The 14,439-nt window shown below is 39.2% G+C and carries 15 protein-coding genes and 3 pseudogenes; 5 read left to right on the forward strand and 13 right to left on the reverse strand.

The genetic code is table 11. The features are described from left to right. The 6 genes and pseudogenes from RTR63_RS08505 to RTR63_RS08530 form a co-directional block, all read right to left on the reverse strand. Positions 1–325 (reverse strand): annotated as a pseudogene (locus tag RTR63_RS08505) (copper resistance protein B); the annotation flags it as partial. Between the two features lie 31 nt (positions 326–356). Next, entirely contained in the window at positions 357–2,063 is a 1,707-nt protein-coding gene (locus tag RTR63_RS08510; RefSeq protein ID WP_239743892.1) for a copper resistance system multicopper oxidase, read from the reverse strand. 94 nt (positions 2,064–2,157) lie between these two features. Then, positions 2,158–2,796, reverse strand: a complete 639-nt coding sequence (locus RTR63_RS08515) for a DUF411 domain-containing protein (protein WP_160001746.1) — start codon at positions 2,794–2,796, stop codon at positions 2,158–2,160. Between the two features lie 165 nt (positions 2,797–2,961). Further along, positions 2,962–3,552 carry a c-type cytochrome gene (locus RTR63_RS08520; protein ID WP_312523718.1) on the reverse strand — a complete coding sequence of 197 codons (591 nt, stop codon included), beginning with the start codon at positions 3,550–3,552 and terminating at the stop codon, positions 2,962–2,964. 61 nt (positions 3,553–3,613) lie between these two features. Continuing rightward, positions 3,614–3,886 carry a hypothetical protein gene (locus tag RTR63_RS08525; protein ID WP_160001748.1) on the reverse strand — a complete coding sequence of 91 codons (273 nt, stop codon included), beginning with the start codon at positions 3,884–3,886 and terminating at the stop codon, positions 3,614–3,616. Between the two features lie 133 nt (positions 3,887–4,019). Further along, positions 4,020–4,346: a hypothetical protein gene (locus RTR63_RS08530; protein WP_312523719.1), complete on the reverse strand. Its 327-nt coding sequence runs from the start codon at positions 4,344–4,346 to the stop codon at positions 4,020–4,022. 324 nt (positions 4,347–4,670) lie between these two features. Here RTR63_RS08530 and RTR63_RS08535 point away from each other — a divergent pair, with 324 nt between their 5' ends. The 3 genes and pseudogenes from RTR63_RS08535 to lgt all read left to right on the forward strand — a co-directional run. Beyond that, positions 4,671–5,405 (forward strand): heavy metal response regulator transcription factor, encoded by a 735-nt coding sequence (locus tag RTR63_RS08535; RefSeq protein WP_060995557.1) that lies wholly within the window; start codon positions 4,671–4,673, stop codon positions 5,403–5,405. Position 5,406: 1 nt separating this feature from the next. Beyond that, a complete protein-coding gene (locus RTR63_RS08540) occupies positions 5,407–6,879 on the forward strand; it encodes an ATP-binding protein (protein ID WP_312523720.1) in 1,473 nt (490 codons plus the stop codon). Positions 6,880–6,885: 6 nt separating this feature from the next. After that, positions 6,886–7,557: pseudogene (gene lgt / locus RTR63_RS08545) on the forward strand (prolipoprotein diacylglyceryl transferase); the annotation flags it as partial. A 325-nt stretch (positions 7,558–7,882) separates the two neighbouring features. Here lgt and RTR63_RS08550 read toward each other — a convergent pair. From RTR63_RS08550 to RTR63_RS08580, 7 genes are all read right to left on the reverse strand, one after another. Continuing rightward, complete coding sequence (locus tag RTR63_RS08550) at positions 7,883–8,188, reverse strand: BrnA antitoxin family protein (RefSeq protein ID WP_312523721.1); 306 nt, start codon at positions 8,186–8,188, stop codon at positions 7,883–7,885. Next, complete coding sequence (locus tag RTR63_RS08555) at positions 8,160–8,456, reverse strand: BrnT family toxin (protein WP_312523722.1); 297 nt, start codon at positions 8,454–8,456, stop codon at positions 8,160–8,162. The genes RTR63_RS08550 and RTR63_RS08555 overlap by 29 nt, the downstream gene beginning before the upstream one ends. A 106-nt stretch (positions 8,457–8,562) precedes the next feature. Continuing rightward, positions 8,563–9,168, reverse strand: coding sequence for a recombinase family protein (locus tag RTR63_RS08560; protein WP_312523723.1), 606 nt, complete (start codon positions 9,166–9,168; stop codon positions 8,563–8,565). A 294-nt stretch (positions 9,169–9,462) separates the two neighbouring features. Beyond that, positions 9,463–11,016, reverse strand: coding sequence for an ATP-binding protein (locus RTR63_RS08565; protein WP_219332449.1), 1,554 nt, complete (start codon positions 11,014–11,016; stop codon positions 9,463–9,465). Between the two features lie 153 nt (positions 11,017–11,169). After that, positions 11,170–11,463, reverse strand: a complete 294-nt coding sequence (locus RTR63_RS08570) for a hypothetical protein (RefSeq protein WP_060995181.1) — start codon at positions 11,461–11,463, stop codon at positions 11,170–11,172. After that, a complete protein-coding gene (locus tag RTR63_RS08575) occupies positions 11,463–12,110 on the reverse strand; it encodes an AAA family ATPase (RefSeq protein ID WP_060995182.1) in 648 nt (215 codons plus the stop codon). The genes RTR63_RS08570 and RTR63_RS08575 overlap by 1 nt, the downstream gene beginning before the upstream one ends. Positions 12,111–12,329: 219 nt before the next feature. After that, on the reverse strand, positions 12,330–13,340 hold the full coding sequence (locus RTR63_RS08580; RefSeq protein WP_062335255.1) for a replication initiation protein: 1,011 nt from the start codon (positions 13,338–13,340) through the stop codon (positions 12,330–12,332). Positions 13,341–13,608: 268 nt separating this feature from the next. Between RTR63_RS08580 and RTR63_RS11825 the strand changes: the two genes are divergently transcribed. Further along, the gene (locus RTR63_RS11825; protein WP_369009618.1) at positions 13,609–13,698 is read left to right on the forward strand and encodes a DUF4113 domain-containing protein; all 90 of its coding nucleotides are present in this window, start codon (positions 13,609–13,611) and stop codon (positions 13,696–13,698) included. Positions 13,699–13,749: 51 nt separating this feature from the next. Further along, a pseudogene (locus RTR63_RS08585) lies at positions 13,750–14,368 on the forward strand (SOS response-associated peptidase family protein). Positions 14,369–14,439: the final 71 nt, after the last annotated feature.

The following is a 14,439-nucleotide window of genomic DNA, read 5'->3' on the forward strand; positions in this document are numbered from 1 at the left end:
CATGGTCCATACCTGACATATCCATGCTGCCATGGTCCATACCTGACATATCCATGCTGCCATGGTCCATACCTGACATATCCATACTGCCATGGTCCATGCCTGACATATCCATGCCACTGTGATCCATATCCGACATGTCCATACCAGACATATCCATTTTGCTATGATCCATATCCGACATGTCCATACTACTATGGTCCATATCTGACATAGTCATGTCTTTTTTAGCAGTGGCAGGGTCAGCAGCATTAGCAAATGATGATGCTAGTAATACCAATGATGATACCCCAGCGAACCGTAAACCCACTTTATATATTTTCATCTCATCTCTCACCTATCAACCAAAGATTTGCTTAAACGACCGCCACTTCTCTGAACATACCGGCTTCCATATGATAGAGCAGATGACAATGCCATGCCCATCGACCAGCTTCTCCTGTGACATCAAAGCTAATTTTTTGAGCTGGTTGCACCATCATAGTATGCTTGCGCACCTGAAACTCACCGTTAGGCATGCGCAAATCGCTCCACATCCCATGTAAATGCATCGGATGATTCATCATCGTGTCATTGACTAAGGTAATACGCACGCGCTCACCCGGCTTGATATTGACCGGCGTGGCCTCACTGAACTTAACCCCATCAAACGCCCAAATATAGCGCTCCATGTTACCGGTTAAATGTAGCTCGATCTCTCGGGTAGGCTTGCGCTGCTCCGCAAATATTGCCTCATCGACAGAGCGTAGCTGACTATAATTCAATACCTCTCTATTAATATTGCGCAGGTTGATACCTGGATCGTCAAGGTTCATACGTGGACTGTCCACACGCATATCAGACTTAAAGTCATATTCTGTTTTAGCGTGCTTAGCTTTATAACCATTAGCACCCATAGCACCCATCATATCTGCCATGGTGAGCCATTCAATTTTGTCCATAGCAGGCGTTGCCGCACGAGCACCTTCTTTGGTGGCAAGCGTTGCTGCGACATAGCCCGAACGGTCTATGTTTTGGGCAAATATGGTATGCGCATCTTTGGTCGGGGTGACAATGACATCATAGGTTTCAGCCACGCCAATGCGAAAGTCATCAATCGCAACTGGGGCGACATCAATGCCATCGGTTGCCACCACAGTCATTTTGAGACCGGGTATGCGCACATCAAAGATAGTTTGTGCTGAGGCATTGATAAAGCGTAATTTAACGCGCTGTCCTGCTTTGACGATTTGTGCCCAATTAGCTGCGGTCGTTTTGCCATTGATAAGGTAGGTAAAGGTTTTTTCACCCGACAAGTCCGTAAAATCAGTGGGCATCATGCGCATCTGATTCCACATTTTGCGCTCATCAAACGCGGTTTTCAGATCTGTTTTAGCAATATCAGCAAGCAATTTTTTGAAGTCTGGTAGATGGTAGTTGTCAAAGTCGGCGCGCTGTTTGAGCAGCTTCAAGAGATTATGCGGGTTGCGACTGGTCCAATCACTAAGCACGATCACATGGTCTTCGTCGATAGGATGACGCTCACGCCCTTTAGGTTCAATCACAATGGCACCCAGCATACCGGTTTGTTCTTGGAACCCACTGTGTGAGTGATACCAATAAGTGCCTGATTGTTTTAATTTGAATTTATAAGTAAAGGTGCTGTTCGCAGGAATGCCATCAAAGCTAATGCCCGGCACCCCATCCATCTCAAACGGTACTAGTAGTCCATGCCAATGGATAGAGGTTGATTCATCCATCTGATTATGAACACGTATCACCACCGTATCGCCTTCACGCATTTTTAGCGTCGGTGCTGGTAGTGAATCATTGATGAGCGTCGCCATGCTCTTTTTGCCGTTCACAATAGCGGACTGTTTACTGACGTATAAATCAAACTCTTTCCCTGTCAATACAGGTACTTTATGAACGTTTTGATCACTATTAATCGTAGCGCCCTGACTGCCTGAGCGACTCGATTGTCCCAATGCGCTACTAGCAATAGTCGGCATCAAGGAGGCACCAAGGACAGCAGAGGATCCGGTTAAAAAACGTCGGCGGTTCAGTATGTTCTGTTTATTCATAATGATAACCTTATTTAATTTGAGAGATGGTGGTTAAGCTTATAGTTATAATATTTTCGATATTTAACAGAATCTATTCACATCTAAGACAACACTACAGCTGCTGCTGAGGAGACTCAATAGCAGCATAGACTTCTGTGGTGCCGTCTTTATTAAGCTGCATTACCTTATAAGGCATGAATTTACCTTCATACTCCATACCGGGGCTACCAACCGGCATACTCGGTACAGCAAGTCCAATAGCTTGTGCAGGAGGATTTGCTAAGAATTCAGCCATGTGTTTAGCAGGGACATGCCCTTCAAAGACAAAACCGTCGGTGGTAACGGTGGTATGACAAGAACGCATGTGTTGTGGTACGCCATAACGCTCCTTAAATAAGGATAGATCTGCAACATCGTGCGTGGTTGCGTTTAATCCATTACCTTCTGCATAGCCTACCCACTCTTTGCAGCAGCCGCAGTTGGCATCTTTATAAACCGTGGCTGAGACGTTTTTGAGTAATGATGACGAGCTGTTAACGGGAGCATTTGCAGGAGCAGAACTTTCATTCTGTACTTGTGCATTCTGAGCAGCAGACTGTTCAACCTTTACTGGTTGAGAATCAGAGCCACTGATATTAGATTGGCTGCAAGCGGCTAGCGTTAACGAGAGTGACGATGTCACCACCAATAAAAGGACACGACCGGATAACCAGTTATGTCCATTAGAAAACACATGTGTGTAATGTCTCATTAAATTACTCCTAAACGTCTATTGTTATGCTCGCTATTCTAAAAACTTACACCCTATATTTGAATTCTTATGTACTTAACTAAAAACATTAAATGCAGCACTGTTCAGTACTACATTGGTGATAGCGACAACCGTGAGTTAGGAGGCTTTCATATCTAGAAAGTATTAATGCTGCATTCCAGATCCATCATCCGACATATTCATATCACCATCAAATGACATGTCCATCATATCGCCATCTATCCTAGTGGTTAGCATCGTGTACTGAGCTTCATCTAATTCAGGTAACGATCTGATAAAAGCAACCATTGCCCACATTCTAGCGTCATCATGAGAGGCGCCCCATGCAGGCATTCCCGAAGCCATAATTCCGTGTTTGATTGCCCAAAAGCTTTGCTTTGCACCGTCCGCTGTTTGATAACGTTTGACGCTCTCAGCCTTAGTGAAGTTAGGTGGCTTTGGATATAAGTTTTCGCTAAAATCAGTTTTGTCCACTCCCGGAGATAAGTGACAGCCTGCACACATATCCTTATAGTCCGCGCCACCAGAACTGATATCGACCTTCTCTAAGTCTGGTACCACAATATCTTTACTGGCATTTGCTATGGAACGATTGCGAGCGGTTTCCAAAAAGCTAAACATCATTGGGCTATGCTCTTGGTCAGCTCCCACATTGACAACGCCACTGGTAACAATCGCAAACACGCTAACGATTGCCACAAATACGGTAAAGAGCGCACCCAATAAAAATTTCATATGTTTTCCTAAAAATTTATTTCCGTTAAGTGTTGACTGCTATTTAACAGAGCTAAAATTTTTAAGATTTACTGTCGTTAGTAACGCAGTGTTTTTGGTACATTTGCTTCATTTTACCCATGTTAGCCATCATCGCTTTCATAGCAGGATCTTTCATATCCATCTTGCTATGATCCATTTTTCCCATCATATCCATATGCTTTTGCATTTTTTCACAGTTCATTTGATCTTTTTCAGCATGCATTTTAGGGTCATGCGCCATAGCTGAGGTCGATACGACAAGAGCGATGGCCGTCATTGCGATTGATTTAGACAGTAATTTAAATTGTGACATGATTAATTCCTATTGTTTGGATTAAAGGCTATTGAGTTCAATAGCTGTTAAACTAGCCTAAATGATACATTAATCATTCTGACTGGTAGATGACGTTAAGATTACAATGCTGTCATTCTCACCGCTTTAGATTTTAATGCGCGATATATTCATTTAATATGGCTTCAGCATTTGTATCACGATCTCTACCATATTTTTTCAAAAAATACTTTTCAGACTGCAAATGTTGATCTTGATGTTGAACCTGACAAGCCACTCTGGCGTCGACATAACTTTTCTTTTGCTCTTCGGACATTTGTGCATCATTATGATCTGCGTTTCTTGCAAAACTAGTGAGCGCATCACAATTACCAAGAACAGAAGCATCTAAGTTTGTGGTATGCGCATTGGCAGCTGACATGCCCACTAACATCGATACTGAAAGTAAAGCTGCTTTTTTTAATGAACTATAATTTTTCATATAAGGTCCTTTAAAGATAAATAACAAACTGTTTAAGTACGATAGTTCTTCACTCGTAGAGATGGTCTGTATCAGAGACAAACCTCTATGCGGTGTTGATTTAGAATACTAAATGGTGGCTGACAGCTAGATGACACGGATATTACATGTTCGTTAGGAACAGCATAATATTGTCATCTTCTTGTCATTAAAACCAAATACCAGCATCTGTCTCTATCCAAAGAACACTGTTATAACAAGGGTTCCTGATAAATATATGACTGATAAGCTAACAATGTTAGTGATACGCTGTTGACAACTATAATGATATAAAGGTAAGCAACGATGAAAGTACTGTTAGTAGAAGATGAGAAAAACCTTGGAGAATATATTAAGAAAGGCTTAACTGAGGCCGGTTTCATCGTGGATCATCACATGACAGGTTTAGATGGCTATCATGCGTTAATGACTGAAGATTTTAGTGTGGTGGTGATGGATGTGATGCTGCCTGACGTCAGCGGCTTTGAGCTGATACAGCGCTACCGTGCTGCTGGAAAGCATACGCCTGTTTTATTTTTAACCGCTAAAGATGATTTAAGCGATCGGATTAAGGGCATTGAAATTGGTGGCGATGATTATCTGACCAAACCTTTTGCTTTTGCCGAGCTAATTGTCCGAATAAAAAGCCTATTGCGGCGTGCCAATCAATCAGACTATAAAAGCTCTGTCATACATATGGCTGACCTAAAAATGGATATTGCTAAACGCACTGTATATAGAGGCAACACTAATATAAAATTGACTGCTAAAGAATTTGCTTTATTACAATTTTTCTTAGAACGTCAAGGTGAGGTACTGCCACGCACTGTGATTGCCTCACAAGTATGGGACATAAATTTTGACAGTGATACAAATGTCATTGACGTCGCTATAAGACGGCTACGGATAAAAATCGATGATGGTTTTGACACCAAGCTTATTCACACAGTACGCGGTATGGGCTATCGATTAGAGCCACTGAATGTCGGAGCAGACAGTAGCATGGGCGACGATGACACCAACAAAGATGATCTAAAATAAAATGAGAGATAAATTTAAGAATCGACGCTGGCCTTTGTTATGGCGTACTGTTTTTTTACTGACAATATTTGTTGTTATCTCTCAAGTTGTTATTTATATATGGGTTCAGCGCTCTGTTAACGAGCACTTTGAGCAAATGGACTCAGAGATTATTACCCATGCAGCTTTTAACCTGCGTAAACGCATGGTGAATTTTAACGATCACATAGAACCTTTTACAGTGTCAAAGTCGCAAGCGCTAATTGATGCCAATCATCTACATTCTTCTTGGTTAGACTATGATTTAAAAACGTTAATATCAGACAAAAACGGCAATTTATTGTCCAGCGATCCCAGTAATTTCATCAATGATCTACCGGCAGATTTTAGCTTGTTACAACTATTGCAGGACTATCGCGATCAGCAGTTTATGATCAAGATAAATAATAGGCATTACCGAGCCATTATCATTACACATCAAGAGGTTTTGGCATTTATTGCTCTACCTATCGATGTGCATCATCAATATCTTATCCAGTTTAATCGCCAGCTGAGCTTGATACTTATCGCCATTACCTTATTATTGGTTTCAGTAGCAGTACTAAGTGTACACTGGGGTTTTGCTCCCCTAGCTACTATCGTACAAAAGATGAAAGGCATTAATCTTCAAAGGTTAGATGAAAGAATTGTGGTTGGCGATATGCCGTTAGAATTACGTCCACTAACGGAGTCTTATAATTCTATGATGGTCAAGCTTGAAAGTAACTTTGAATCATTATCACGGTTTTCAGACAATATCGCCCATGAGCTACGTACGCCAATAGCGACGCTGAGTACGCAAACGCAAGTCATGTTAACTAAGCCAAGAGAAAACGACGAATACATTGAGCAATTGCATCATCAGCATGATACGTTAAAGCAGTTATCCGCCATGATTAACGATATGTTATTACTGGCAAAAACTCAAAAAGAGCTGAGTGATTCGCAAATCAGTCATGTCGATATAGAGAGCTTGATCACAAAGCTTATAGATTATTATGAGATGATTGCTGAGGATCGTGAGATAATCTTTGAAAAATCGGGTGATTTTAAAACAGTACTAGGTGATAAAGGCTTATTGCAACGGCTGTTTGCCAACCTGATGTCAAATGCGATTTATTATGCGGCTAGTAATAGCACTATTATGATATCCGCTACTGTCCTCACTTCAAGCACCTCGCTTAATGCGCCAAAAGACGATATTCAATCCCCAGAGCAGCTCTGGTTAAGAATAACTATGACCAACCGTCTAGACAAACCATTAAATCAGATTGAAGCCGATAAACTGTTTGAGCGATTCTATCGTCATGATAAAACGAATACGATGCATTCAGGAACAGGCTTAGGCTTATCTATTGTGCAAGCTATCGCCAATGCTCATAATGGCAAAGTTAGTATTACTATCAAAGATGAGTGTCTTTTTGAGGTTGCTGTAAAGTTGTTGATTGCCAGGTAGTAAATTGTGCTGTTTTATCAGTTCGGTGAATTACTCCAAAACCCTGCCTATATATTAAAAGTCTGGGAAGGCGGTATGTCTTTCCACGGCGGCTTTATCGGCGTCATGCTAGGTATGTGGTTCTTTGCCCGTAAATATAAAAAGACTACCTTTCAAGTATTCGATTTTATCGTTCCTTGTGTACCAACCGGCTTACTGTTTGGGCGTATCGGCAACTATATCAATGGCGAATTATGGGGTCGCGTCTCAGACGGTGGCTATAACTGGCTGACCTACTTTCCGCAAGCCGCGGCGTTTGATATGGAGCAATTACAGAGCAATCCACAATTGCAAGAATTGATGATTGAAGTCAATGGTCAATACATATTGCCTCGTCATCCATCACAGCTATATGAAGCCTTTGCCGAAGGTCTGCTGCTATTTATATTCTTATGGTGGTATTCATCAAAACCACGTCCACGTATGGCCGCCTCCGCTGTATTCTTACTAGGCTATGGCATCAGCCGCTTTATCATTGAATTCTTCCGCCAGCCAGATGCTGACCAAGGATTCATATTATTAGGTTGGATGACCAAAGGGCAAATCTTAAGCGCGCCGATGATTATCGCCGGCTTAATCATGCTGATTTATGCTTACAAACGCGGTATTTATGATTGGGGTAAGCAGTCTGCATATTAGAAATAAGTGTCGAGGTGCATGAACAAATAAATATAAATGCAGTTCTAACAAGATACATTCCATTTGCAGAATTAATACCTATGTTAGGGGTTACCCCAGAATTCGGAGAAAATAGTACGTTAAGGAATTTAGTCGAGTATTTTTAAAATTGATAAAGGTCAAGGTGTCTAAAAAACGTTGGTTTTTTAGACACTTCCATTTCCACAAAAAAACAGGGGCAAAAAGCCCCTGTTTTCGTATATTAACCCGTATATCAAACAGCGTCTAACAAACTTATAAATCTAGCTTTAAAGCAAAAACTTGGGCTAGCCGATATCATAGGTGACTAATGCGTTTCTGCCAACTCAGTTAACATCGCCTGTCTTAAAATAGCATTCATTCGAGTTTGATAGCCCTTGCCTTGAGACTTGAGCCATAGCAATACGTCACTGTCTATGCGTACCGTGGCGATTTGTTTGGTTGGCTTATAAAGCGGATTGCTAACAGCGTTCGCCCAAAATTCATCCGTCAACGGTGGGATATCAGAATAGTCAATCTCTGCCTCATTTAATTTAGCAAGACGAGCCTTTGCTTCTTTGCTTAATTTAGGCGGATTACTTAAATCAATACTTCGAGTAACGATTTTGCTCATAACGTTTCTTTTCCCTTTTATCTGCAGGACGGGCTGAGATAATACGGATATACTCCTCACCGTCATCATCAAACCAAGTATGGGTAACCAGAATAACAGCAATGCCTTCAATTTCTCCAATACTCTGCCATCGCATTTCACCATTCTCGATTCTATCTTGATTCATCAAAAGAAATGGGTCAGCAAATACGAGCATGGCTTCATCGAAACTAATGCCATGTTTTTCAAGATTACTGGCAGCCTTGTTCTCATCCCAAGAAAATTTCATTTAAACCTACTTTAACTCACTGTCTTTAGGATTGTAAATACATTTTTGTAAATCATAATAATGAAATCCTGAGTCGTCAAGATAACTTGCTCATGCTTACTGATAATTATTCATGTGCTAACAAATCCACTCCAGCTTTCTTCAACTCCCCTTTCGCCGTCACATAGTGATACAGCGTACTACTGGGAATATCGCCCAATTCTTTACAAATCGCTGGAATGCTTTTGGTTTGATCAGCCATCAGATGTTGGGCATATTTAAGTTTCTCAGCCGTCATGATTCTAGGTCGACCACCTTTACGACCACGAGCCCGAGCAGCCGCAATCCCCTCTTTCACCCGCTGGCGAATAATATTACGCTCCATCTCTGCAAACGCCGCTTGAATTTGTAAAAACGCTCGACCTGCAGGGGTTGTCGTATCCATTGGTGAGTTAATGGCTTTAAAGCCAATGTCTTTCTCAGCCAGTTCATCAATCAACTTTATAAGATCACTAGCTAACCGCCCTAACCTATCCAAATCCAAAACAACCAACACATCGCCTTTTCTCAAATAGTTGAGACAATCATCCAGACCCTTACGTTGAGAATTACTGCCTGATGCTTTGTCTTCAAAAATTCGCTCACAGCCAATTTCTTTCAACGCATCGACTTGACGGTCGAGTAACTGTTTTCCTTCCGATGTGGATACTCGAGCATAACCGATTAAACTCATGATGAAATTCTCACGATAAAAGATAATTACCCCATCTTATCATATTTAGATTTATTTGGCTTTATCGTGAAATAAACCTAATAAAAAAGCGCCGAATTGGCGCTGATTTACAAACTCACGAAAAATAATAGGTTTTCGTGATTATCAAGTAAATTTATAATGGTGTAATAACTAACAGAATTTATGCATTAATTCCATGATTTGATAGACGGTAATGGATTTTCAATGAGAATCGCTACAATTAACATAGTCTAGATGATGTAAAATTTTTGGCTTAGGCTAAGTACATTTAGTTTACCCTTCTCTTCTATCAAATATTACCGTATGCGTTTCTCTATGAAATTCTATACCTATCTGATGAATGATACGACTGGGTGTTGTGTATTTGTCAGCATAACGCTTCTGTTGTATTTGAGCTAAGGCAGTTCCTTGTGGTTGATCGTTTTTACCATTCACGACTTTAAATTCAAAAATGTAAACGTGGTCTCCAACGATGAGTGTCATGTCGATATTACCAAGACTTGTTGCGTCTTCTGTGATAGTTTGAAAGCCTAAACTGGCAAACAGTGCGTAGAAGACGCTGGCCCAATAGCCTTCGTAATTGGCAATCGGATTATTTCTGTGCCAGTTATGGGGAATGCTACTAAAAAATGCTTGGATAATGCTTTCAATGCCATCAAGATTATGCTGAACAATCGCTTCGTAAAGTTCACTTTGTTTGAGTAACATATCATCTTTGGCATGGGCGATGTATTTTAATAGCAGTGATTCCGATAAGCTTTGTTGTACTTCAATGTTAGGAAATTTTAGGGTATAACGTACACTGGGTTTTAACAGCATTTTATCAATGGTGAGATAACCCGTTTGAAATAGTAAGGCGATGATACTGATATCGCTTATTTCAAATTGTGAGAGGTTTTGACTATCAATAAGTCTACCAATCAGTTGATGGATATGGATGTTTTCATTTAATAGTTTATCCATTAAGAAGGTTGCATTACCTGTTTCTACCCAGTAGTTTTTATAGAGCCTTTGTGGGTTACTTAAAAACAGTAAGACGTCAAATGGGTTATAGACTGCTTCACCTGTCCAATTATAGCCGTTATACCATTTTTTTAACTCTTCAAGATCCACTTTATCTAATTCTACAGCGAATACGTTTTCAAGCTCAGATTGGGTGTAACCACAAAGCGCTGAGAATCTTTCATCTAAGGTAACATCGTATAGATTATTTAAACCTGAAAATAGATTGATTTTACTAAATTTAGAAACGCCTGTGAGCATGGCAAATTGTATATGGGCATCTTGACCTTTAATCACGGAATAAAAATCCCTTAATTGATTACGGACAATAATAGATTTTTCTGAATTCTGCAAACTGTCTAAAATCGGCTTATCGTATTCATCTATCAATATGACAACTTTTTGCCCTGTTGTTTCATGGCAATGCTGAATGAGTGCTTGAAACCTACCACTAATCGTTTTTAAGCTATTAGTAATACGCCATCTTTCTTCTAAAGCCGTTAAAATGTCCGATAAAGCAAGAGATAAGTCATCGTAACCTTCTATACCGCCATCAAAGCTAATGCGAATAACAGGATAGGATTGCTCCCATTGCCAGTGATGTTCAGCATATAATCCAGTGAATAGCGCCTTGTTACCTGCAAATATTTCAGCAATAGTATCAAGGGTCAGGCTTTTGCCAAACCGTCTAGGTCTTGATAAAAAAATATATTTACTAGTATTAATTAGTTCAATAATTTTGGCCGTTTTATCGACGTAATAATAGTTACCTTGTCTTAGTTCGGCTAAATTTTGGATGCCGATAGGAAATTGTTTTTTTACCATTTATTAGATCCCCACTAAGAATCACAAGATAATTTCAATAACTTAATAAACTTATTTCCCAAGAGTAACTTATGTAAGTTATGCATAAAAAGTAAGTTATAACATTTACTAATAGATATAAGTTATTTAAGTTATTTAAGTTATTTAAGTTATTTAACTTTCTTCATTTTTTGTTGCGAGAACTGCTAAATTTAATTGTTCTTCTGAAAGAAAGCTTAGCTGCTGAATCGCTGTTTTGACAATTATCGAACGATTAGCACGAGCGACCCTACTTTTTACAAGTAATTCATCGATTTGATCACTCACTTCTTGGGTAAGTGAAAAAGTTTGGCGAATATATTTAGCCTTCGATTCTTTTTGTAGCGAATGGGTATTCGCCCCACCAATAAAACTATCGACAGAGATATCAGCATTATAACCTTTTTTCTTTAAATCACTTAAACCCATTATACTTCTCCTAAAAACTCTTCGGCAATCGCTACAATTTCTGCGCTAGCCTTGCCATCTGTATCACCTTTGGCTTCAAATACTGTAAATCCATTTTCATCAGCGTCATCATAAATATTACGATTACTGGTGAAATTTTGAAGAGCTGGAATATTAAAGGATTCACAAGCATCTTTAGCATCGGTGATACGCTGGAATTGACTGGGCAAAGTTGGACATTGTGTCATGACGGCTTTTGCTTTTAAATTAGGATTGATGGCTTTTGCCATTTTCACCAGATTTTCCATGTGTGCCAGTGTTTTTAAATCCCGACGTTTAGGTCTAAAAGGCAACAACATATGGGTTGCAACAGTCATAGCAGAACGTAAGGCTTCAGAATCTTGACCACCTGCATCAATGACAATATCTTGATAACGCTTTGACAAATCAATTAGTGTCTGTCTAATATTACCTGAGCATTGCACTGATGGGAGTGTTTTAGAAATTTGGTTTTGCTCCCGCTCTTTTACCCAGTCAGTCGTTGTACCCTGCGGGTCAGCATCTAACAATAAGATGTCTCGATTTCTATTCTGCAAATAAACTGCAATATTTTGAGCTAAGCAGCTCTTGCCTGAACCACCTTTTTCACCGCCAATTAAGATTATCATAAGTTACACCTTTTATTTAAGTTAATAAAGTTACATAACCATTTTAACAGATTTAAGTTACGTAAGTTAATTAATTTATTCAAAATTTTATCATATATAATTTATTGATTTAAATTAATTTTTCACATAGATGTAATATTATTTAATGAAATTACTTACGCAAGTTACTTATTAGCATTAACTTATGTAATAAATTATATGATTAAATAGGACGTATTTCTACCAACTTCTTTCTAATATTTCTTGAATATTTTTAAATTTTTTAACACTAGTAGGGTCTTTTAGTAAGACACGCCAACTATTAAAAACTTCATCATAACTTCTACTATCATTGCTTGCGAGTAAACTACTATTAGCATCTAGAAACTCCTTTTTAAATTTGGCCAATTTATTAATTTGACCATCTGATAGTCCTTTTATTTGCCATGATAGTGCTAGAGGATTTTTTTTCTCTGACTCAAGCATATCAATTGTCTTACCAACAGGTTGCGCAGTTTTTTTAGCTTGAGCTTTTAATTTGAATTTTAGCTCAAGATGAGTGAATTTTTTTCCCGTTTTTACAAGTTTATATTCAACATTAATTTTAGTTTTTTCATTAATTTCATTGACTGCAGTTTCAATAACTCGTACTTTCAAATCTTTGGTTGCAGGGTATTTGTCACCAAGATCAAGAAACTCTCTTAAATCTTCAATTGTGATTTTTCGAAACCCTGTATCTTTAAATTGCATGAGTAATTCAAAGAATCTAATACTATACGAGCTACTAAGCCCTGCAATATCTTGTTTTAAATATTGGGTAAAATTAGCTGATAAATTGCTCAAATAGGGCAAAATTGATTTACTAAATCTAAGAACCACAAAATGCTGATTATTAGGCATTTTAGTTGGTTGTAATCCTAAACTTTGAGCAAGTTTAATCATACCTTCGCCAGTTCCAACTCCCATATCCTGTACCCAGCGAGTTTTTAGTACATCGTCACCTACTTTTAATACAATAGAACGTTCATACAAACGTTCAGCCGCTTCACGCATTTCTCTATATGCAGTTTTAGGATGCACACCCATTTCAATAAAATCGCTGACTTCGACGGTATAGACCTCTTCATCTTGAACTTCCACACCTTTAGGTATTTGAGAAATTGCAGAGAGAATCAAGCGTTGTTCATTTGCAGTTAAGTGATAACTGGCAGTAATAACTACATTAGATTTCACAATTAGATCATTACTCATGGCAAAATTCCAATAATTAATAGGACACAAAATATCATAGTCCCATTAAAGTAGTCAATCCGTCCCATTAAAGTAGTCAATCCGTCCCATTAAAGTAGTCAATCCGTCCTATTAAAGTAGTCAATCCGTCCTATTTACGTCCTCCAAAACCGGGCTACATCAGGCATACAGATGGTCTATAAACCTTTAAAAACTATAAAAACCTAAAAAAGAAATTTTTTGTTTTTAAAATTTTATATATTTAAACGTTGAAATTCCTGTAAGTGGAATAGCCAAGCAGCAAGATTGGCAGATGAATCGAGAGTTTTTAAGCCCCAGCTATACCACCAAGCTATCAGATCTACTCAAAGTGCATTAGTGCGAGTTTGCTAACGGCTGTTAATAAATCCATGTTAAAAGAGAAACCCTGATGTGTGCCAACTTTCAACCCATTAGCGCTACGCAAGCGCCGTTATTTACCAATCAACAGCTCAGCTTTGCCGTCAAACAGGATATTTACTCAGGCTATAAAGCCCCCTTGCTATTTGCTAACCTCTTATCAAATACGAGGGGTGATCCTGCCGAGTGGCACTCAGCCATGTTTGGAATGGTGCCTAAATGGGCCTAAGATATCGATATTGCCAAGCACACTTATGATGCCCGTAGAAACGGTGATGGAAAAACCGAGTTTTAAACATGCTTGGTACAACAATCAGTTTGCGTTAATTCCGGTACAAACCATCTATGAGCCGTTTACCGTAGCCGCTTTATATGAAATTGTTAAGATAGGGGAGCAAATCGTTCGCTCCATGACCATGCTGACCACCAATGCCGATAATCATCCTTTCATGTTACAATTTCACAAGCCTGAAGATGAAAAACGCTCGATTGTGGTGATTGAACCTGAACATCGCCAGGATTGGCTCAATATGCATCATGAGGACGCGTTTGAGCTACTTAAACCGATGGGTGCTGGGTATGTAGCGGAACATCTGCCAAAGCCGAAAAAATCGCTTAAAACGGCGCAAATGGATGTGTTTAATGGCTAGGGTAGCGATTATATGACTGACTTACATCCATGATTGATTAATTTAATGACTTCAACCCCAATGACAGCAGA

The organism is Moraxella sp. CTOTU47724 (genome assembly GCF_032014955.1).
Classification (GTDB): Bacteria; Pseudomonadota; Gammaproteobacteria; order Pseudomonadales; family Moraxellaceae; genus Faucicola; species Faucicola tetraodonis.